Origin of the sequence: Streptomyces sp. NPDC050504 (assembly GCF_044458065.1) — a bacterium.
Lineage (GTDB): Bacteria > Actinomycetota > Actinomycetes > Streptomycetales > Streptomycetaceae > Streptomyces.
In genome coordinates this window covers 730,751-750,119 of the sequence record NZ_JBITHO010000004.1, presented here as the reverse complement: position 1 = coordinate 750,119, position 19,369 = coordinate 730,751, and the positions used below count along the sequence as shown (strand labels likewise).

The following is a 19,369-nucleotide window of genomic DNA, read 5'->3' as shown; positions in this document are numbered from 1 at the left end:
GGGGGGGGGCCGCCCGGGGGGGGGGGGGCCCCGGGGCCCGGCCCCGGGGGGGGGGGGGGCCCCCCCCGGGGGGCCCCCCCCCCCGCCCGTCTGCTTATCCTTGCCGTCATGCTGACCATCACCCAGGCCCTGTACGACCAGATCGTCGCGCACGCCCGAGCCGACCACCCCGACGAGGCGTGCGGCATGGTCGCGGGTCCCGAGGGGTCCGGGCGGCCCGAGCGCTTCATCCCGATGCTCAACGCCGCCCGCTCGCCCACGTTCTACGAGTTCGACTCGTCGGACCTGCTCAAGCTCTACCGCGAGCTGGACGACCGCGACGAGGAGCCGGTGATCGTCTACCACTCGCACACCGCGACCGAGGCGTACCCCTCGCGCACCGACGTCACCTACGCCAACGAGCCGGGCGCGCACTACGTCCTCGTGTCGACCGCCGACAAGGACGACGCCGGGCCCTTCCAGTTCCGCTCGTACCGCATCGTGGACGGCGTGATCACGGAGGAAGACATCAAGGTCGTCGAGGCGTACTAGTCGAGGCGTACTGGGGGACGTACCGCGAGGTGCGGAACCGCGCCGCGTACTCGCTCGGCGTGACCCCCAGGTGCCGCGCGAACACCCGCCGCAGGCTCTCGTCGCTGCCGAGCCCGCTGCGCGCCGCCGCGCCGGTCACGCTCGCGCCACCCTCCAGGAGCATGCGCGCCGCCTCCACCCGCACCCGCTCCACGTACCCCGCCGGCGTCTGGCCCGTCTGCTCGCGGAAGAGCCGGGCCAGATGCCGGACGCTCACCCCCGCCCGGCCCGCCAGCGCCGCCGCGCCGTGATCGGCGGCCGGATCGGCGGCCACCGCGTCCAGCAGCGGCCGTACGAGCGGATGGCGCGTGGGGGCGGTGCGGGACGCCGCCGAGAACTGCGACTGGCCCCCGGGCCGCTGGAGGAACACCACCAGGTCCCGCGCGACCCGCCGCGCCACCGCGGGCCCCCGGTCCTGCTCCACCATCGCCAGGCACACGTCGATCCCGGCCGTCACCCCCGCCGACGTGAACACCTCGCCGTCCTGGACGTAGATCGCGTCCGGCTCGACCCGCACCCCGGGCCAGCGCGCGGCCAGCGCGTCCGCGTGCTCCCAGTGCGTGGTGGCCCGCCGCCCGTCCAGCAGCCCGGCCGCCGCCAGCGCGAACGCCCCCGTGCACACCGCCGCCACCCGCCCTGAACGCCCGGCCGCCGCCGTGACCTGGGCGATCAGCTCGGGCGCCGTGAGCAGCCCGGCCACGTCGACCGCGCCCGGCACCACCAGCGTGTCCGCCCGCCCCGCGTCCGCGACGGCCAGGCCCCCGCCGATGCGCAGCCCCGAAGCGGTCGTGACGTCGCCGCCGTCCGGGGTGCAGACGGTCACGGTGTAGCCGGGCGCGGTGCCGAACACCTCCAGCGGCGCCGAGACGTCGAGGAGGCGCACGCCGTCGTAGGCGAAGACGATCACATCGTGGGAGCCCATGCGCGCGAGCGTAGGCCGTGTCCGGATCTGTGGGAACCCTGTCCCGTACGGACATGGCCCGCCCGCCCCTCCTCCCGGCAGGCTGTGGCCATGACGAAGAACACGATCGAGAACATCACCGAGGCCCCCGACACCGAGCTCGCCCGCGCCGCCACCGAACTCGTCCGCGACACCGCGAGCGAACTGGTCTACCACCACTCGCGCCGCGTCTACTTCTTCGGCGCCGCCCGGGGCCGCGACCGCGGCCTCTCCTTCGACCCCGAACTCCTCTACGTCGGCGCCATGTTCCACGACCTCGGCCTGGGCGAGGCGCACCGCACCAGCGGCCGCCGCTTCGAGGTCGACGGCGCCGACGCGGCCCGCCGCTTCCTCCAGGCGCACGGCGTTCCCGAGGACTCCGTACGCCGCGTGTGGACCGCCATCGCCCTGCACACCACCCCCGGCATCCCAGAGTTCATGGAGCCCGAGGTCGCGCTCGTCACGGCGGGCGTGGAGTACGACGTCCTGGGCATCGGCTACCACGACCTCGCCCCCGAGCACCGCGACGCGATCACCGCACTGCACCCCCGCCCCGACTTCAAGCGCCGCATCCTGGAGTCGTTCACCGAGGGCATCGCGCCCAAGCCGGACACGACCTTCGGCAACATCAAGGCCGACGTGCTGCGCCACTTCGTGCCCGGCTTCGTCCCCGGCGACTTCGTCGAGACGGTCCAGAACTCCGCCTGGCCCGAGTGACCCCGGCGAAGACGCAGAAGACGCAGGTGACACACTGTGCGCGACCCGGGCGGCAGGACCCAGGAAGCCGGTGCGAAACCGGCGCGGTCCCGCCACTGTGACCGGACGACCCCCTCGTCCGGCAGCCAGGAACTGACCTGCCGCCTCACGCACACCGATCGGGGACGAGGAAATCCCCGTCAGGAGGCACAGCCATGTCCAGGCGCAGCACAGTCACGGTCGCGGTGTCCGCCGCCCTGCTCACCCTCACCACCGCCTGCGGAGGGGGTACCGACAGCAAGGACGACGCCGACGCGAAGGCCGCGCCCGGCTTCCCGTACACCGTCACCAACTGCGGGGTGCAGACCACCTACAAGGCGCCCCCCAAGCGCGTCGTCACCATGAACCAGCACGTCACCGAGGTGATGCTGGAGCTCGGCCTGGAGAAGTCCCTGATCGGCACGGCCTACCTCGACGACAAGGTCCTGCCCAAGTACGCCAAGGCCTACGACGCGGTCCCCGTCCTCGCCAAGGAGTACCCCTCCAAGGAGAAGCTCCTCGCCGCCAACCCCGACTTCGTGTACGGCGGTTACGCCACCGCCTTCGACGCGAAGGAGGGCCGCAGCCGCGACGACCTCAAGCAGTCCGGCATCACGTCCCGGCTCAACGTCGAGTACTGCGCGGACCGGAAGACCGCGCTGGACGACCTCTACCAGGAGATCGGCGAGGTCGGGCAGACCTTCGGCGCCAAGGACCGCGCCGACGCGTGGATCGCGGGAGCCAAGAAGACCGTCGCCACGACCGCCGGGCAGCTCAAGGGCGTGAAGCCGGTCTCCGTCTTCGTCTACGACGGCGGCGACAAGACCGCGTCCACGGCGGGCGGCAAGGGCATAGGCAACGAGATGATCACCCTCGCGGGCGGCCGCAACGTCTTCGCCGACCTCGACAAGCCCTTCGGCGACGCCACCTGGGAACAGGTCGTCGCCCGCAAGCCCGAGACGATCGTGATCTACGACTACGGCTCGGTCACCGTCGAACAGAAGAAGAAGCGCCTCCTGGCCGACCCGGCGCTGCGCGACGTACCCGCGATCAAGAACAAGCGGTTCGCGGTGATGCCCCTCTCCGACGTCGTACTCGGCGTCCGCGCCCCCGCCGCGATCGCCAAGCTCGCGGCCCAGCTCCACCCGGGGACCACCGGCCCCGCCACCACCGGCTGAGGCCCGGCCCATGACCTGCCGCACGGACCGCGAGCCCCGGGGGCCCCTGCGCTACGCCCTGGTGCTCGCGGTCCTGACCGCCGCCCTCGCCGCCGCCGTGGTCGCCGGACTCGCCTTCGGCCAGGTGCACATACCGCCCGGCCAGGTGCTCGACATCCTCTTCGGGAACGCCGAGCCCAGCCCCCTGCGCACCATCGTCCTGGACGTACGGCTGCCGCGCGTCCTGCTCGGCGCCGTCGTCGGCGCCGGGCTCGCCGTCGTCGGCACCGTCCTCCAGGCCCTGGTCCGCAACCCGCTCGCCGACCCCTACCTGCTGGGCGTCTCGTCGGGCGCCTCCACCGGCGTCGTCCTGGTGATCGTCACCGGCATCGGCAGCGGCATCGGCCTCGCCACCAACGTGACGATGCCCGCGGGGGCGTTCACCGGCGCCCTGCTCGCCACGGTCCTGGTGTACGCGCTGGCGCGGCGCGGCGGCCAGCTCACCGGACCGCGCCTGGTCCTGGCCGGCGTCGCCGTCGCGTACATCCTCACCGCCCTCACCAGCCTGATGCTGGTGATGTCGCCGCGCTCCGAGCACTTCAAGGAGGCCATGTACTGGTCGCTCGGCGGCCTCGGCTCGGCCCGCTGGGACATGCTGCTCCTGCCCGCCGCCGTCCTCGCCGTCGGCACCGCGCTGCTGATCGCGGTCGCCAGACCGCTGGACCTGATGCTCGTGGGGGAGGAGGGCGCCACCGTGCTCGGCCTGGACACCTCCCGCTTCCGCGCCGCGATCTTCCTGCTCACCTCGCTGGTCACCGGCGTGCTGGTCGCCGTCAGCGGGGCCATCGGCTTCATCGGCCTGATGGTGCCGCACGCCGCGCGCATGGTCGTCGGCGCCTCGCACCGCACCCTGCTGCCGGTCGTCGCGCTCGCGGGCGCCGCCTTCCTGGTCGCCGCCGACCTCGCCGCCCGTACGGTCGCCACCCCGCAGGACGTGCCCGTGGGCATCCTCACCGCGCTCACCGGCGGCCCGTTCTTCCTGTGGATGCTGCGCCGCCGCCCCGAAGGAGCCCCCGCATGAGGGCTTACGGCACTCCGCCCGAAGGAGCCCCCGCATGAGGGCTTACGGCACTCCGCCCGAAGGAGTCCCCGCATGACCACCCTGACGACCGAGGGACTCTCCTACGGCCCAGGCGACGGCCGCCACCTCGTCGACGGCGTCGACCTCACCGTCGGCCCCGGCGAGACCGTCGGCGTCGTCGGCCCCAACGGCAGCGGCAAGACCACCCTGCTGCGCTGCGTCTACGGCACCCTGCGCCCCACCCACGGCCGCGCCCTCCTCGACGGCGCCGACCTGCACACCATGGGCGCCAAGGCCCGCGCCCGCCGTCTCGCGACCGTCCCGCAGGACGGCCAGGCCGTCTTCGAGCTGACCGTCCACGAAGTGGTCGCCATGGGCCGCTCCCCGCACAAGCGCTTCTGGGAGGCCGACACGGCGGCCGACGCCGAGCTGGTGCGCGCGGCCCTGGAACGCGTCGGCATCGCGGAGTTCGCGGCCCGCCCCTTCCCCTCGCTCTCCGGCGGCGAACGCCAGCGCACCCTCGTCGCCCGCGCCCTGGTCCAGCAGCCCGACCTGGTGGTCCTGGACGAGCCGACCAACCACCTCGACATCCGCTACCAGCTGGAAGTCCTCTCCCTCGTACGGGAGCTGGGCACCAGCAACCTCATCGCGCTGCACGACCTGAACCTGGCCGCGTACTACTGCGACCGGATCTACGTCCTCCAGGGCGGCAGGATCGCCGCCTCCGGCACGCCGGGGGACGTGCTCACGCCCGAGCTGCTCGCGACGGTCTACGGAGTGAAGGCCGAGGTCAGCGTGCATCCGACGACCGGAGCCCCGACCGTCGTCTACCTTCCGAAGGCACTCTGAAGTCCACATGCTGAGCGTTCCCGGTCCAACATCCAAGATCACATTCCGATTCGGGGACCGGGAATCGATACGATGACCGCATGGTTTCGAACGACGTGAGCATTCAGACGCCGGGCACAGTGCTGCTCGTCGCGCGGCTGCACGTCGACCTGTGCAGGACCACCAGCGCGATGTGTCCGCGCGGCGCCGCCTGACCCGGCGGCCGGGCCCGACCCCGCGCGCGGCGGGCACCCCGCCCGCGCCCCAGCACGTCAGCCAGCCGTGACGTCGCACGACGCCACACACGCCACACCCTTCCGACAGGAGCCGCAAGCCATGGCCATCGAGGTCCGCATCCCCACCATCCTCCGCACCTACACCGACGGCGCCAAGGCGGTGGAGGGCAGCGGGGCGACCCTCGCCGACCTCTTCGCCGACCTCGACACCCGCCACGCGGGCATCGCCGAGCGCATCGTCGACGGCGCCAAGGGCGGCGAACTGCGCCGCTTCGTGAACGTGTACCTCAACGACGAGGACGTCCGCTTCCTCGACGGCATCTCCACCAAGCTCACCGACGGCGACAGCGTCACGATCCTCCCGGCCGTGGCCGGCGGCATGAGCTGAGACCCCTGATGCGATACGACTCCCCGCTCGCCGCGGTCGGCAACACGCCGCTCGTCCGGCTGCCGCGCCTCTCGCCCTCGGACTCCGTCCGGATCTGGGCCAAGCTGGAGGACCGCAACCCGACGGGCTCGGTCAAGGACCGCCCCGCGCTCCACATGATCGAGCAGGCCGAGAAGGACGGCCGGCTCACCCCCGGCTGCACCATCCTGGAGCCGACCAGCGGCAACACCGGCATCTCCCTGGCGATGGCGGCCAAGCTCAAGGGCTACCGCATCGTCTGCGTCATGCCGGAGAACACCTCGCAGGAGCGCCGGGACCTCCTCGCGATGTGGGGCGCGGAGATCGTGTCGTCCCCCGCGGCCGGCGGCTCCAACACGGCCGTACGGGTCGCCAAGGAGCTGTCCGCGGAGAACCCGTCCTGGGTGATGCTCTACCAGTACGGCAACCCGGACAACGCGGGCGCGCACTACGCGACCACGGGCCCGGAGATCCTCGCCGACCTCCCCTCGATCACCCACTTCGTGGCGGGCCTCGGCACGACCGGCACGCTCATGGGCGTCGGGCGCTACCTCCGCGAGAACGTCCCCGGGGTCCGGATCGTCGCGGCCGAGCCGCGCTACGACGACCTCGTGTACGGGCTGCGGAACCTCGACGAGGGGTTCGTGCCCGAGCTGTACGACGCGTCCGTCCTGACCACCCGCTTCTCGGTCGGCTCCGCCGACGCGGTCACCCGCACCCGCGAACTCCTCCAGCAGGAGGGGATCTTCGCGGGCGTCTCCACGGGGGCGGCGCTGCACGCGGCCATCGGAGTGGGGAAGAAGGCGGTGCAGGCGGGGGAGTCCGCGGACATCGTGTTCGTCGTGGCCGACGGGGGCTGGAAGTACCTGTCCACGGGGGTGTACACGGCGCCCACCACGGAAGCCGCGATCGAAACCCTCCACGGCCAACTCTGGGCGTAGCCCCTCCGAGGAGCGCCACGCAACGGGGTGCGCCGTTTCGCCTGCGGCGAGCCCCACCCCACCCCGCCCCTTCCCCGCGCCCCTTTTAGGGGCGCGGGGAACTGCGCGAGGGTGGGGCACACGCCGCGCGTGCCCTCCCGCCCCGCAAGGCCCCCGGAGGGTTTCGGGAAGGGGCGGGGTGGGGGAACGCCCCGCGCAGCGGAACTCGCACCCGGCCGCACCGAGCCCCGCAGCCGCCGGGCCCCCGCCTCACCGGGCCAGGTGCCTCACCTGGTCCCAGACCACGGGATCCGCGACCCCCACCCGCCGCCGGAACTCCCACACCCGCACGTCCCGCAACTCGTCCGTCTCCAGGAAGCTCGGCCGCCCCTGCGCGTCCCCCACCGACCCCGGCGGCAGCGCGATGACCCCGGGCCGCTCGTCGTGGTACTTGCTGGTGATCTTCGCGACGAGCGCCGTCTCCCCGTGCACCGAGAGCACCAGGCACGGCCGGTCCTTGGACCCGGGCCCGTCCTCGTAGGGGACGTCCGCCCACCAGATCTCGCCCGCCCTGGGCACCCGCCCGGTGCGCCGGGGGCCGGAAGGCCGCCCCGGACCTCCGCCGGACGCCCGCCCCGGAGGCCGCGTCCGACCGGGGGGCCGCCCGCCCCGAGCCGTACCCCTGCCCCGCGCACCGGGACCACCGCGCCCGCGCCCGTCCGCCACCGCCACGACGAGCGCGATCGCCACGACGGCGAGCAGCCCGAGCCACCAGGACGTGTCCATACCCCGACCGTACCGGCGCCCCGCCCACCCCGCGCGCCACCCGAACCGGTGACTGCCCAGGTGAGTTCCCCCACAACGGCCCGCCCCAGAGGAGCGACGGGCCGTTTCCCGCCTTACGCTCGATGAACCGCTTGTCACTGCGCGCACCGCCCGCGCACGCCGCGTCCCTCCGCAGCACCGCACGAAACCCCCCGCACCCGCACGAAGCACCCGCTCACCCGCACGAACCCTCCCCGTCCTTGAAGCCCCGGAGGTTCACGCTCCATGAAGCTCACCGTCGTCGGCTGTTCAGGCTCGTTCCCCTCCGCGGAGTCCGCCTGCTCCAGCTACCTCGTAGAGGCCGACGGCTTCCGGCTGCTCCTCGACCTGGGCAACGGCGCCCTCGGCGCGGTGCAGCGACACATCGACCTGTACGACATCGACGCCGTCTTCCTCAGCCACCTCCACCCGGACCACTGCATCGACATGTGCGCGTTCTTCGTCGCGCGCTACTACCGGCACGACGGCGGCCGCTGCGCCCCGATCCCCGTGTACGGCCCCGAAGGCACCGAGGAACGGCTCTGCGACGCGTACGCCGACGTGCCGTCCGAGCGCGCGATGAGCGAGGTCTTCGACTTCCACACGCTCAAGGCGGGCTCCTTCGACATCGGCCCCTTCGCGGTGCGCACCGAGAAGGTGCGCCACCCGGTCGACACCTTCGGCATCCGCGTCGAGCACGGCGGCAGGTCGCTCGCGTACTCCGGCGACACCGGGGTCTGCGACGCGCTGCACGAACTGGCCGAAGGCGCCGACCTGTTCCTCTGCGAGGCCGCGTTCACGCACGGCAAGGAGGACATCCCCGAGCTGCACCTCAACGGCCGCCAGGCGGGCGAGCACGCGCGGCGCGCCGGGGTGGGCCGCCTGGTGCTCACGCACATCCCGCCGTGGACGGACGCGGAGCGCAACCTGGCCGACGCCCGCGCGGTCTTCGAAGGCCCGACCGAACTGGCCGTCCCGCACGCGGTGTACGAGCTCTGACGCGGAAACGAGAAAAGGGGCCCCGGAACCTATGCGGTTCCGGGGCCCCTTTCGCGTACGGGGGGAAGGACTACGCCTTCGTCAGGTCCTCGATCTCCTCCTCGGGCTCACGGCCCGGGGTGGTGAGGTTGAACTTGACGATCGCGAAGCGGAAGACGAAGTAGTACAGCGCGCCGAAGGCCAGACCGATCGGGATGATCAGCCACGGCTTGGTCGCCAGGCTCCAGTTGAGCGCGTAGTCGATGAAGCCCGCCGAGAAGTTGAATCCGGCGTGCACGCCCAGCCCCCAGGTGACGGCCATCGAGATGGCGGTCAGCACGATGTGGAGGACGTACAGCAGCGGGGCGATGAACATGAAGGTGAACTCGATCGGCTCGGTCACACCGGTGACGAACGAGGTCAGGGCCAGCGAACCCATCATGCCGAGGACGGCCTTGCGGCGCTCGGGGCGGGCGCAGTGCGCGATGGCGATGGCGGCGGCCGGGAGGCCGAACATCATGATCGGGAAGAAGCCCGACTGGTACATGCCGGCGGAGGGGTCGCCGGCCAGGAAGCGGGTGATGTCGCCGTGCACGACGGTGCCGTCGGGCTGGGTGAAGTCACCGAGCTGGAACCAGGCGACGGTGTTCACGAACTGGTGCATGCCGATCGGGATCAGCGCGCGGTTGATGCCGCCGAAGAGCGCGGCGCCACCGGCACCCAGGCCGGTCATCCACTCGGCGAAGCTGGAGATGCCCTCGCCGATCGGCTCCCAGACCAGGCCGAAGAAGACGCCGACGACGATGCCGACGAAGGCCATCATGATCGGGACGAGCCTGCGGCCGTTGAAGAAGCCCAGCCAGTCCACCAGCTTGGTGCGGTGGTACTTCTGCCAGAACACCGCGGCCAGCAGACCCATGATGATGCCGCCGAGCACACCGGGGTTGTTGTAGACCGCCGGATCGTCCTTGCCCGCCTTGACGACGGCCTCGGAGACCGGGAACGCCTCCAGCACCTTGCTGTAGACCAGGAAGCCGACCACGGCGGCGAGCGCCGTCGAGCCGTCCGCCTTCTTGGCGAAGCCGATGGCGACGCCGATGCAGAACAGGATCGGGAGCGCGCCGGTGATGGCGCCGCCCGCGTTGTCGAAGACGGCGGCTACCTTGTCCCAGCCGAGCCCGTCCTTGCCGAAGACGTCGTCCTTGCCGAGGCGGACCATGATGCCCGCGGCGGGCAGCACGGCGATGGGCAGCTGAAGGCTGCGGCCGACCTTCTGGAGACCCTGGAAAACGCCAGAGCCCCGCTTCTTCGCCGGCGCCGCTTTGGCGGCGGTGTCCGTACTCATCAACTTCCTCCAGTGGGCAAGGCGCCGCCAGGGGACAGTTAACGGGGGACGGCGGCGTCTCAAGGGGGTACGCGGGGGGCCGCGTGGTCTACACCAATGAGTGGTGTAGACCAGTTTTAGCACGGTGAGGGTTAGATAAGGAACCTGCGATTTCCAATCGATATCCACGGGGTGTCCGGGAGGGGCATAAGCCCTGGTCAGGGCATGCGCAAGGCCCCTGGACCGTTAAGTCCAAGGGCCTTGCGTAAGTCCCGCCGGGTGGGTCTGACCGTGACGTCGGCGTACGCCTACTTCACGTTGTCGCGCTCCAGCTCCTCCGCCAGCTCCTCGGGCTCGCGGCCCGGCGTCGGCAGGTTGAACTTGATGATCGCGAACCGGAAGATCGCGTAGTAGACCGCGGCGAACGCCAGACCGATCGGGATGATCATCCAGGGCTTCGTGGCGAGCCCCCAGTTGATGACGTAGTCGATCAGGCCCGCCGAGAAGCTGAAGCCGTCCTTCACGCCGAGTGCCCAGGTCACGGCCATGGACACGCCCGTGAGTACCGCGTGGATGCCGTACAGCACCGGGGCGATGAACAGGAACGAGTACTCGATCGGCTCGGTCACGCCCGTGACGAAGGACGTCAGGCCGACCGAGAGCATCATGCCGCCGACCTCCTTGCGGCGGTGCGGCTTGGCGCAGTGCGCGATCGCCAGGGCCGCGGCCGGCAGGGCGAACATCATGATCGGGAAGAAGCCGGTGGTGAACTGGCCCGCCGTCGGGTCGCCCGCCAGGAACCGGTTGATGTCGCCGTGGACGACCGTCCCGTCCGCCTTGGTGTAGTCGCCGAACTGGAACCACATGAAGGTGTTCAGGAACTGGTGCATGCCGATCACCAGCAGCGCGCGGTTCGCGACGCCGAAGATGCCAGCGCCCCCCGAACCGAGGTCCGTCATCCACTTCGAGAAGCTGACCAGCGCGTCACCGATCGGCGGCCACACCCACAGGCAGACCACCGCGAAGGCCAGCGCCACGAACGACATCAGGATCGGCACCAGGCGCCGGCCGTTGAAGAAGCCCAGCCAGTCGACCAGCTTCACGCGGTGGTAGCGCTGCCAGAACCACGCGCTCAGCAGGCCGATGACGATGCCGCCGAAGACCCCGGGATTCTGGTACGTGGCGTTGGACGCCGCCTGCGTCGCGAAGTCCACGCACTGGTTGCCCTTGAGCACCGCGCCCGCGGCGCAGTCCTCGGGGAACTGGCGCAGCACGTTGTAGTAGACGAGGAAGCCGACCACGGCGGCGAGCGCCGTCGAGCCGTCCGCCTTCTTCGCCATGCCGATCGCGACGCCGACGCAGAAGAGCAGCGGAAGTCCGAGCGAGGAGTCGAGCAGCGCGCCGCCCGCGCCCCCGAAGACCTTCGCCACGTCGTTCCAGCCGAGCCCGTCCTTGCCGAAGACGTCGTCCTGGCCGAGGCGGTTGAGGATGCCGGCCGCGGGGAGCACGGCGATGGGCAGCTGGAGCGAGCGGCCCATCTTCTGGAGTCCGCTGAACAGCCCCTGGTACCAGGGGGTCTGTACGGCGGAGGCGTTCGAGCTCATCGGCGTCCTCCTGGCGCTGACCGGATCGTCCGGCACCCGCCGTACACTGGTGTAGACCACTCATCCCGTGCGCACGGAGCCGGTGATCGTCATCCTGCGATCCAACGGCCCATAACGCTCGCATAAGTGGTCCAAACGTGCGTTACCTTGATGAAACGGACCGGAGCGCCGGTGCCGAGACACTCAGGAGTCAGACATGGCCACCAAGGCTGAGAAGATCGTCGCCGGGCTCGGCGGTATCGACAACATCGAAGAGGTCGAAGGCTGCATCACCCGCCTCCGCACCGAGGTCCACGACCCGAGCCTCGTCGACGAGGCCGCCCTCAAGGCCGCCGGCGCCCACGGCGTCGTGAAGATGGGCACCGCCATCCAGGTCGTCATCGGCACCGACGCCGACCCCATCGCCGCCGACATCGAAGACATGATGTGAGCGACTGACGCTTCGAAAGGGCCCCCTCCCCGAGGGGGCCCTTTCGCGTGCCGTGTGCCCCCATTCGGCCGGATAGGCTCAGCCCATGTCTCGAACCGACGGCCGTACCGCCGAACAGCTCCGCCCCGTCACCATCGAACGCGGCTGGAGCAAGCACGCAGAAGGCTCCGTCCTCGTCTCCTTCGGCGACACGAAGGTCTTCTGCACGGCCTCCGTCACCGAAGGCGTGCCCCGCTGGCGCAAGGGCAGCGGCGAAGGCTGGGTCACCGCCGAGTACTCCATGCTCCCGCGCGCCACCAACACCCGCGGCGACCGCGAAGCCGTACGCGGCAAGATCGGCGGCCGCACCCACGAGATCAGCCGCCTCATCGGCCGCTCCCTGCGCGCCGTCATCGACTTCAAGCAGCTCGGCGAGAACACCGTCGTCCTGGACTGCGACGTCCTCCAGGCCGACGGCGGCACCCGCACCGCCGCCATCACCGGCGCCTACGTCGCCCTCGCCGACGCCATCACCTGGTCCCGCGAGAACAAGCTCATCCGCGCCACCCGCAAGCCCCTCACCGGCACCGTCGCCGCCGTCTCCGTCGGCATCGTCGACGGCGTCCCCCTCCTCGACCTCTGCTACGAGGAGGACGTCCGCGCCGACACCGACATGAACGTCGTCTGCACCGGCGACGGCCGCTTCGTCGAGGTCCAGGGCACCGCCGAGGCCGAGCCCTTCGACCGCAAGGAGCTGAACGCCCTCCTCGACCTCGCGGCGGGCGGCTGCGCCGAACTCACCGCGATCCAGGAGCGGGTGCTCGCCGAGCAGCGCGACGCGTAGCCGGGCCCCCGAAGCGACCGCCCGAAGCGACTGCCCGAAGCAACTGGGGGAGCGCTTCCCGCGTCCGTACGGATACGGACACACGGGCCTGACCGTGCGCCCGTATCCGTACACCCGGGGAGGACCAGTTCCATGCGTCGTATCACCCTTGCCCTGGCCGCCGCGGCCCTGGCCCTGACGGCCGCGGTCGGCTGCAGCGCGATCGAGAAGGCCGTGGACTGCGTCCAGACCGCCGACGCCATCTCGAACAGCGTCGACAACCTCCAACGCGCGGCGAAGAACGCGGCGCTGGAGCCGAGCACCGCGGACAAGGAACTGGACGAGATCAAGAACGAGCTCGACCGCCTCGGCGACCGGACGGACGACGCCGACCTCGAAAAGGCGGTCGACGACCTCAAGAACGGCGTCGCCAGCGTCCGCGACGCCGTCGAAAAGGGCGACAGGACCCCCGACCTCAGCCCGATCACGGACGCGACCAAGGAGATCGGCAAGATCTGCACCCCCTGACACCCCGTACCGTAACGGGCATGACCCGCCTGATCCTCGCCACCCGCAACGCCGGGAAGATCACCGAACTCCGCTCGATCCTCGCCGACGCCGGACTGCCCCACGAACTCGTCGGCACCGACGCCTACCCCGAGATCCCCGACGTCAAGGAGACCGGCGTCACCTTCGCCGAGAACGCGCTGCTCAAGGCGCACGCGATGGCGCAGGCCACCGGTCTCCCCGCCGTCGCCGACGACTCAGGCCTGTGCGTCGACGTCCTCGGCGGCGCGCCCGGCATCTTCTCCGCGCGCTGGGCCGGCCGGCACGGCGACGACACGGCGAACCTGGACCTCCTCCTGGCCCAGCTCTCCGACATCGACGCCCCGCACCGCGCCGCCCACTTCAGGTGCGCCGCGGCCCTGGCCCTGCCCGACGGCACGGAACGCGTCGTCGAGGGCCGCCTCCCCGGCACCCTGCGCCTCTCGCCGTCCGGCGAGGGCGGCTTCGGCTACGACCCGATCCTCCAGCCGGACGGCGAGACGCGCACGTGCGCGGAGCTGACGGCCGAGGAGAAGAACGCGATCTCCCACCGCGGCAAGGCGTTCCGGGCACTGGTGCCGGTGGTGCGGGAGCTGTTGGGCTGACGCGAAACGGCCTGTGAATCGAACCTTTGATTCACAGGCCGTTCTTGGTGCGGCGGAAGGGATTCGAACCCTCAAGCCGTTTCACGGGCCACAGATCCTAAGTCTGCTGCGTCGCCTGTTGCGCCACCGCCGCTCGCCGCCTGCCATCGTACCGGGCGGGCGGCGAGGCCGGTGCGGGGATTCCCCGGCGGTGGCGACCGCGCCTGCCGCCCCTGCACCAGGTGCTGGTGACCGCATGACAGTTGGGGCAGAGCAGCCGGAGGTTCTCCCGGCGGTTGTCGCGCCAGTCGCCGTTGACGTGGTCGACCTCAAGGGGCAGCGGGTGGCCCTGCCAGAAGGGTTCGATGCCGCACAGGGCGCAGCGGGAATCGACGCCGATCTCGCGCAGTGCTCGCTTGAGCTGGCTGCCGGGCGTGCGCTTGGCGTGCGGGGACCGGTTGTCCACCAGCATTTCCTCGGCCGTCCGACGACGGTGGTTGTTCCGCATCCTTCCGGTGCGTATGTGCGCACGGAAGTGGGAGGTGTCGATGCCGTACGCCTTGATGCGGCGGCTGATGTTGGTGTAGTGGCCGCCCACTTCTTCGAGCCCGAGCCGCCGCAGGACTTCGTACACGCTGCTCGAAGCGGCGACCACCGGCTCCAGTACCGCTCTGGTCCAGCGAGTGCCCTCGCGTTCGAAGTGAAAGGTGTCGACGCCCAGCTTCCTCATCCGTTCGCGCAGGTAATGCCGCGTCGGGCTCCTCGGATCCACCCCCAACCGCGTCAGCGCCTCGGACAGCGTCCGCGACGCGCCCGCCGCCGCGGCCAGGCGTTCGTGGGTGTACGGGCTCGCAGGCATCGTTCCCCTCCGCATCCGGCCACGCGTTCGCGGCCTCGTACGGATCAACGAACCGCTCATCGGACCGTCACGTCCGGAATGCGGAACGACCCGCCCCGTTTCCCGTGGGGCGGGCCGGTGGAAGGGGGGCCCTCAGATGCCGGGCCCTCAGATGCCGAGGTCTCGGATGATCTTGGCGACGTGGCCCGTCGCCTTCACGTTGTAGAAGGCGCGCTCGACCTTCCCCTCCTCGTCCACCACCACCGTCGACCGGATGACGCCCGTCACCGTCTTGCCGTACAGCTTCTTCTCGCCGAACGCGCCGTACGCCTCCAGGACCTCCTTCGACGGGTCGCCCACCAGCGTGACCTTCAGGTTCTCCTTCTCCCTGAACTTCGCCAGCTTCTCCGGCTTGTCCGGCGAGACGCCGATCACGTCGTACCCCGCGCCCGCCAGCACGTCGAGGTTGTCGGTGAAGTCGCACGCCTGCTTGGTGCAGCCGGGGGTGAGGGCCGCCGGGTAGAAGTAGACGATGACCTTGCGGCCCTTGTGGTCCGCCAGGGAGATCTCGTTGCCGTCCGCGTCGGGCAGGGTGAAGGCCGGTGCGGTGTCGCCGGGCTGAAGTCGCTCGCTCATGCCTTGAGCGTAATAGGGGTGCCGTGGGGTGCGCGGGCCGGTGAGCTGACAGACTGTCGACGTCGGATAACGGACCGGACCACGGAGGCGGCGCAGTGTCGGAAGCAAGGACCCCTGCGCAGATCGAGGCGGACATCAAGACGCGACGGGACCAGCTCGCCGTCACGCTCGACGAGATCGGGGTGCGGCTGCACCCCTCGACGATCGTCGGTGACGTGAAGGCGAAGGTGGCGTCGTCGGTCGACCAGACGGCCGGCCGCGCCTTCGAGGCTGTGAACCGCGCCGTCTCGGACGTGCGCGCACAGTTCGTCGACGAGGACGGGGCGCCCAGGGTCGAGCGGATCGTGCCGGTCGCGCTGCTGACCGTCGGGGTCGTGGGGCTGCTCACGCTCTCGGTGCGCCGTCGGCGTGCGTGAAGCGGGCAGGTAGGTTCGGGGGCGTGAACGAGAAGACGACCGAGTCGAAGGCCCACGGGGAGCACGACAAGCTGCCCATCCGGATGCTGCACGACCGCGTGCTGGTCCGGTCCGACACCCCGGAGGGCGAGCGGCGCTCGGGCGGCGGCATCCTGATTCCGGCGACCGCTGCCGTGGGCAAGCGCCTGGCCTGGGCCGAGGTGGTGGCCGTGGGGCAGAACGTACGGACCGTGGAGCCCGGCGACCGCGTGCTGTACGACCCCGAGGACCGCGCCGAGGTCGAGGTGCGGGGCATCGCGTACGTCCTGATGCGCGAGCGCGACCTGCACGCCGTGGCGTCCGAGCGGGTCTCCGAGGACTCGACCGGGCTGTACTTGTAGCCGGTCCGGCCGGTCCGTTCGGACCGGCCGTTCGGGCCGTTCCAGCTGCTCCGGCCGTTCGGCCGAGGGGCCCCGTGACCGTGGTCACGGGGCCCCTTTGCCGATTCTTTGCTACGGTCGAGGGACCCCGACGAGACGCGCCGTACCGGGCTCCGCAAAGACGACGCACCCCGTTCATTCACGCGTTGTCGGAGGTGCCGTCATGGCCTGGGTCCTGCTTGCCGTCGCTGGTCTGCTGGAAGTCGGCTGGTCGATCGGGATGAAGTACACCGAGGGGTTCACCCGCCTGTGGCCCAGTGTGTTCACCGGTATCGGAATCGTCGCGAGCATGGTGCTGCTGGCACAGGCCGCCAAGACCCTGCCGATCGGCACGGCGTACGGCGTGTGGGTCGGCATCGGCGCGGCCGGTGCGGCGGTGCTCGGCATGATGCTGCTCGGTGAGCCCGCGACCGCCGCCCGGATCTTCTTCATCTGCCTGCTGCTGGTCGCCGTGGTGGGCCTGAAGCTGACCTCGGGGCACTAGGAGCACTCGGGGGAGCCGGCCCCCGGGCCGTACGGACGTCAGCCGTACGGCCCAGGGGCGGGGCGCCGTTCCTCCTGGAGGGCCTCAGGCGGTCACTCGCCGCCCCCGCCGTCCCCGCCGCCCGGCCCCTCGTTCCCGCCGTCGCCGCCCCCGGGTCCGCCCCCGCCCCCGTCGTTCCCGCCGCCGCCCTGGTCCTGGCCGCCCTGCGCCTGACCCCCTTGCGCCTGGCCGCCCTGTACCTGGCCGCCCTGCGCCTGGCCCCCTTGGTCCTGGCCGCCCTGCGCCTGGCCGCCCTGTGCCTGGCCCCCTTGGTTCTGGCCGCCCTGGTTCTGGCCCCCCTGCGCCTGCCCGCCCTGGTTCTGGCCTCCCTGCGCCTGGCCGCCCTGGTTCTGGCCGCCCTGGTCCTGACCCCCTTGCGCCTGACCCCCCTGGTCCTGGCCGCCCTGCGCCTGGCCCTGCTGGTCGCCGGGCTCCTCGGTCTCCGCCGGGTTCTGCGGCTCGACGGGCGCCTCCACCTCGCCCGCGCCCTCCTCCAGTTCGAGGTCGAACTCCTGGACCTCGGTCCCTTCGAGCGCCGCCTTCGTGTACTGCGCCCACACCCGCGCGGGCGGCCCGCTGCCGTTGATGCGCGACAGGCCCAGCGCCCCGTACAGCGGCTTCTGCACCGCCGTGTCCGGGTCCTGGCCCATCACCGCGACGACCGTCGCCAGCTCCGGGGTGTACGCGGCGAACCACGCCGCCTTGTCCTCCTCGGCCGTGCCGGTCTTGCCCGCGGCCGGGCGGCCCGCCTCCTGCGCGGGGCGGCCGGTGCCGCTCTCGACGACGCTGCGCAGGACGGCCGTCGTGGTGTCGGCGGCCTCCCGGCTCACCGCCTGCTCGACCTTCCGCTCGGGCAGCTGGACCTCTTCGCCGTCCTTGGTGACCTTCACGACCAGGGAGTACGCGCCGTGCTTGCCGTGGTTGGCGAGCGTCGCGTACGCCTCGGTGATGTCGAGGACGCTCGCGGTGGCCGGGCCGAGCGCGATGGAGGGCGACGCGGTGAGGTCGGGGGTGCTCTCGGGGATGCCGAGGTCGATCGCGGTCCGCTTGACCTTGGCGGGGCCCACGTCCTGGGCCATCTGCGCGTACACGGAGTTGACGGACTTGTCGGTCGCGGTGCGGACGGAGATCATCCCGTACGAGACGTTGTCCTCGTTCTCCGGCGCGTAGTCGGTCGGGCCCTCGGGGCCCTGGACCGTGCGCTTGTTGGTGCCGTCGTAGACGGTGTTCGGGGTGATCCTGCGGCCGTCCTGGGTGGTCGACTCGTTGGCGACGGCCGAGGTGAAGACGAACGGCTTGAAGGTGGAGCCCACCTGGTAGTCGCGGCGGGTCGCGTTGTTCACGTACTGCTTGATGTAGTCGACGCCGCCGTACATCGCGACGACCCTGCCGGTCCCGGGGTCGATGGAGGCGCCGCCGACGCGGACGTTGCGGTCCTCCTCGCGGTCGGCGTCGAGCTTGTCGAGGACCTGCTCCTCGGCGGCCTTCACGAACGCGGTCTGCTTGTCCCGGTCGAGCGTGGTGGTGATCCGGAAGCCGCCGGCCGCCAGGGTGTTCTCGTCGATGATCTTGTTGCTGGTGAGGTACTCCTCGACGGCCTGCACCACGTAGCCGCGCTGGCCGCTCATCCCGGTCGCGGGCTTGGCCTTGCCCGGCACGGGGAACTTCATCGACGCGCGGGCGGGCGGGGCGAGCCAGTCCTCCTTGACCATGCCGTCGAGCACGTAGTTCCAGCGGGCCGTGGCCCGCCCGGTGTTCTCCGGGTGCACCACGACGTCGTACGCGCTGGGGGCGTTGAGCAGCGAGGCGAGGTAGGCGCCCTCGGCGGTGCCGAGCTCCTCGACGTCCTTGCCGTAGTACGCCTGGGCAGCGGCCTGGATGCCGTAGGCGTTGCGTCCGAAGTAGCTGGTGTTGAGGTACCCCTCGAAGATCTGGTCCTTGCTCTGCTCGCGGTTGAGCTTGATCGCGATGAAGAACTCCTTGCCCTTGCGGACGAGGGTCTGCTCCTGGCCCAGGTAGTAGTTCTTGACGTACTGCTGGGTGATGGTGGAGCCGCCCTGCTTGCCCTTGCCGGTCAGGGTGTTCCAGCCCGCGCGGACCATGGCCTTCACGTCGACGGCGCGCTCGGAGTAGAAGTCGCGGTCCTCGGCGGCGAGCACGGCGTGCCGGACGTTGAGGGGGACCTGGGAGAGCTTGATGTTCTCCCGGTTGACCTCGCCGTCGCGGGCGAGCTGCGAGCCGTCCTTGTAGAGGTAGACGTTGGACTGGGCGGTGGCGCTCGCGTTCGCCGGGGGGATGCTGACCAGCATGTAGCCGGCGACGAAGCCGCCCGCCAGCAGCAGGACGACGAGCAGGAAGGCGCCGAGCAGCATGCGCCAGGTGGGGATCAGCCGTCGCCAGCCGGTGCGCTTGGGCCGCTTCTTCTTCGGCTTCCTGCCCTTTTGGCCCTGCTCGCCGGGGGCCGTCGGCCCGCCCCCGTCCTGTCCCGGCGGCTGGGGCTGCCCGCCCTCGGGGCCGCTGCCCTGCGGCGTGCCGTCCCGGGGTGCCCAGCCCTGCTGCGGCTCGTCGCTCATGTCAGCCATGTCACCCATA

General features: G+C 71.1%; 23 protein-coding genes, 1 tRNA gene and 2 riboswitches. Of the genes, 16 read left to right on the top strand and 8 right to left on the bottom strand.

Features of this window, described 5'->3' with window-relative positions; all coding sequences use genetic code 11:
* Nucleotides 1–108: 108 nt before the first annotated feature.
* A complete protein-coding gene (locus tag ACIBNE_RS18630; protein ID WP_399272738.1) occupies nt 109–531 on the top strand; it encodes a Mov34/MPN/PAD-1 family protein in 423 nt (140 codons plus the stop codon).
* On the opposite strand, the gene ACIBNE_RS18625 is transcribed toward ACIBNE_RS18630, so the two are convergent.
* Entirely contained in the window at nt 509–1,492 is a 984-nt protein-coding gene (locus ACIBNE_RS18625; RefSeq protein WP_399272735.1) for a GlxA family transcriptional regulator, read from the bottom strand. The genes ACIBNE_RS18630 and ACIBNE_RS18625 overlap by 23 nt on opposite strands.
* Before the next feature lie 90 nt (nt 1,493–1,582).
* Between ACIBNE_RS18625 and ACIBNE_RS18620 the strand changes: the two genes are divergently transcribed.
* The 7 genes from ACIBNE_RS18620 (at nt 1,583) to ACIBNE_RS18590 (ending at nt 6,894) form a co-directional block, all read left to right on the top strand.
* Nucleotides 1,583–2,227: an HD domain-containing protein gene (locus ACIBNE_RS18620; RefSeq protein WP_399272733.1), complete on the top strand. Its 645-nt coding sequence runs from the start codon at nt 1,583–1,585 to the stop codon at nt 2,225–2,227.
* A 7-nt stretch (nt 2,228–2,234) separates the two neighbouring features.
* Nucleotides 2,235–2,383: riboswitch (cobalamin riboswitch) on the top strand.
* A 38-nt stretch (nt 2,384–2,421) separates the two neighbouring features.
* A complete protein-coding gene (locus tag ACIBNE_RS18615; protein ID WP_399272731.1) occupies nt 2,422–3,423 on the top strand; it encodes an ABC transporter substrate-binding protein in 1,002 nt (333 codons plus the stop codon).
* A 10-nt stretch (nt 3,424–3,433) separates the two neighbouring features.
* The gene (locus ACIBNE_RS18610; protein ID WP_399272729.1) at nt 3,434–4,483 is read left to right on the top strand and encodes a FecCD family ABC transporter permease; all 1,050 of its coding nucleotides are present in this window, start codon (nt 3,434–3,436) and stop codon (nt 4,481–4,483) included.
* Nucleotides 4,484–4,555: 72 nt separating this feature from the next.
* Entirely contained in the window at nt 4,556–5,332 is a 777-nt protein-coding gene (locus ACIBNE_RS18605; RefSeq protein ID WP_399272727.1) for an ABC transporter ATP-binding protein, read from the top strand.
* A gap of 80 nt (nt 5,333–5,412) precedes the next feature.
* Nucleotides 5,413–5,526: a putative leader peptide gene (locus ACIBNE_RS18600; protein ID WP_399272725.1), complete on the top strand. Its 114-nt coding sequence runs from the start codon at nt 5,413–5,415 to the stop codon at nt 5,524–5,526.
* Between the two features lie 121 nt (nt 5,527–5,647).
* On the top strand, nt 5,648–5,935 hold the full coding sequence (locus tag ACIBNE_RS18595; protein ID WP_399272723.1) for a MoaD/ThiS family protein: 288 nt from the start codon (nt 5,648–5,650) through the stop codon (nt 5,933–5,935).
* Nucleotides 5,936–5,943: 8 nt separating this feature from the next.
* Nucleotides 5,944–6,894 (top strand): PLP-dependent cysteine synthase family protein, encoded by a 951-nt coding sequence (locus ACIBNE_RS18590; RefSeq protein ID WP_399272721.1) that lies wholly within the window; start codon nt 5,944–5,946, stop codon nt 6,892–6,894.
* 249 nt (nt 6,895–7,143) lie between these two features.
* Here the strand turns inward: ACIBNE_RS18590 and ACIBNE_RS18585 are convergent, their stop codons facing one another.
* A complete protein-coding gene (locus tag ACIBNE_RS18585; protein WP_399272719.1) occupies nt 7,144–7,659 on the bottom strand; it encodes a type II toxin-antitoxin system PemK/MazF family toxin in 516 nt (171 codons plus the stop codon).
* Nucleotides 7,660–7,923: 264 nt separating this feature from the next.
* On the opposite strand from ACIBNE_RS18585, the gene ACIBNE_RS18580 reads away from it, so the two are divergent.
* Nucleotides 7,924–8,676, top strand: a complete 753-nt coding sequence (locus ACIBNE_RS18580) for an MBL fold metallo-hydrolase (RefSeq protein ID WP_399272717.1) — start codon at nt 7,924–7,926, stop codon at nt 8,674–8,676.
* 70 nt (nt 8,677–8,746) lie between these two features.
* Here ACIBNE_RS18580 and ACIBNE_RS18575 read toward each other — a convergent pair whose 3' ends face one another.
* Both ACIBNE_RS18575 and ACIBNE_RS18570 read right to left on the bottom strand, forming a co-directional pair.
* Nucleotides 8,747–10,000, bottom strand: a complete 1,254-nt coding sequence (locus tag ACIBNE_RS18575) for a PTS transporter subunit EIIC (protein ID WP_399272715.1) — start codon at nt 9,998–10,000, stop codon at nt 8,747–8,749.
* 287 nt (nt 10,001–10,287) lie between these two features.
* Nucleotides 10,288–11,583 carry a PTS transporter subunit EIIC gene (locus ACIBNE_RS18570; protein WP_399272713.1) on the bottom strand — a complete coding sequence of 432 codons (1,296 nt, stop codon included), beginning with the start codon at nt 11,581–11,583 and terminating at the stop codon, nt 10,288–10,290.
* A 196-nt stretch (nt 11,584–11,779) separates the two neighbouring features.
* Here ACIBNE_RS18570 and ACIBNE_RS18565 point away from each other — a divergent pair, with 196 nt between their 5' ends.
* From ACIBNE_RS18565 to rdgB, 4 genes are all read left to right on the top strand, one after another.
* Nucleotides 11,780–12,013 (top strand): glucose PTS transporter subunit EIIB, encoded by a 234-nt coding sequence (locus ACIBNE_RS18565; RefSeq protein WP_042385714.1) that lies wholly within the window; start codon nt 11,780–11,782, stop codon nt 12,011–12,013.
* A gap of 85 nt (nt 12,014–12,098) precedes the next feature.
* Nucleotides 12,099–12,836 (top strand): ribonuclease PH, encoded by a 738-nt coding sequence (gene rph / locus ACIBNE_RS18560; RefSeq protein ID WP_399272711.1) that lies wholly within the window; start codon nt 12,099–12,101, stop codon nt 12,834–12,836.
* A 132-nt stretch (nt 12,837–12,968) separates the two neighbouring features.
* The gene (locus tag ACIBNE_RS18555) at nt 12,969–13,343 is read left to right on the top strand and encodes a hypothetical protein (RefSeq protein WP_399272709.1); all 375 of its coding nucleotides are present in this window, start codon (nt 12,969–12,971) and stop codon (nt 13,341–13,343) included.
* Nucleotides 13,344–13,363: 20 nt separating this feature from the next.
* Nucleotides 13,364–13,966 carry an RdgB/HAM1 family non-canonical purine NTP pyrophosphatase gene (gene rdgB, locus ACIBNE_RS18550; RefSeq protein WP_399272707.1) on the top strand — a complete coding sequence of 201 codons (603 nt, stop codon included), beginning with the start codon at nt 13,364–13,366 and terminating at the stop codon, nt 13,964–13,966.
* A gap of 45 nt (nt 13,967–14,011) precedes the next feature.
* Here the strand turns inward: rdgB and ACIBNE_RS18545 are convergent.
* From ACIBNE_RS18545 to bcp, 3 genes are all read right to left on the bottom strand, one after another.
* Nucleotides 14,012–14,099 (bottom strand) — tRNA-Leu (locus ACIBNE_RS18545).
* On the bottom strand, nt 14,064–14,804 hold the full coding sequence (locus ACIBNE_RS18540; RefSeq protein WP_399272705.1) for an HNH endonuclease: 741 nt from the start codon (nt 14,802–14,804) through the stop codon (nt 14,064–14,066). Before ACIBNE_RS18540 ends, ACIBNE_RS18545 begins: the two co-directional genes overlap by 36 nt.
* A 147-nt stretch (nt 14,805–14,951) precedes the next feature.
* Entirely contained in the window at nt 14,952–15,419 is a 468-nt protein-coding gene (gene bcp, locus ACIBNE_RS18535) for a thioredoxin-dependent thiol peroxidase (protein ID WP_399272703.1), read from the bottom strand.
* A 95-nt stretch (nt 15,420–15,514) separates the two neighbouring features.
* Here bcp and ACIBNE_RS18530 point away from each other — a divergent pair, with 95 nt between their 5' ends.
* From ACIBNE_RS18530 to ACIBNE_RS18520, 3 genes are all read left to right on the top strand, one after another.
* The gene (locus ACIBNE_RS18530) at nt 15,515–15,835 is read left to right on the top strand and encodes a DUF3618 domain-containing protein (RefSeq protein WP_399272701.1); all 321 of its coding nucleotides are present in this window, start codon (nt 15,515–15,517) and stop codon (nt 15,833–15,835) included.
* A gap of 83 nt (nt 15,836–15,918) precedes the next feature.
* Nucleotides 15,919–16,215 (top strand): co-chaperone GroES, encoded by a 297-nt coding sequence (locus ACIBNE_RS18525; protein WP_223185971.1) that lies wholly within the window; start codon nt 15,919–15,921, stop codon nt 16,213–16,215.
* Between the two features lie 101 nt (nt 16,216–16,316).
* A riboswitch (guanidine-III (ykkC-III) riboswitch) is annotated at nt 16,317–16,385 on the top strand.
* Between the two features lie 32 nt (nt 16,386–16,417).
* Nucleotides 16,418–16,738: a DMT family transporter gene (locus ACIBNE_RS18520; protein WP_399272699.1), complete on the top strand. Its 321-nt coding sequence runs from the start codon at nt 16,418–16,420 to the stop codon at nt 16,736–16,738.
* Nucleotides 16,739–16,830: 92 nt separating this feature from the next.
* On the opposite strand, the gene ACIBNE_RS18515 is transcribed toward ACIBNE_RS18520, so the two are convergent.
* Nucleotides 16,831–19,350, bottom strand: coding sequence for a transglycosylase domain-containing protein (locus ACIBNE_RS18515; protein ID WP_399272978.1), 2,520 nt, complete (start codon nt 19,348–19,350; stop codon nt 16,831–16,833).
* Nucleotides 19,351–19,369 lie beyond the last annotated feature (19 nt).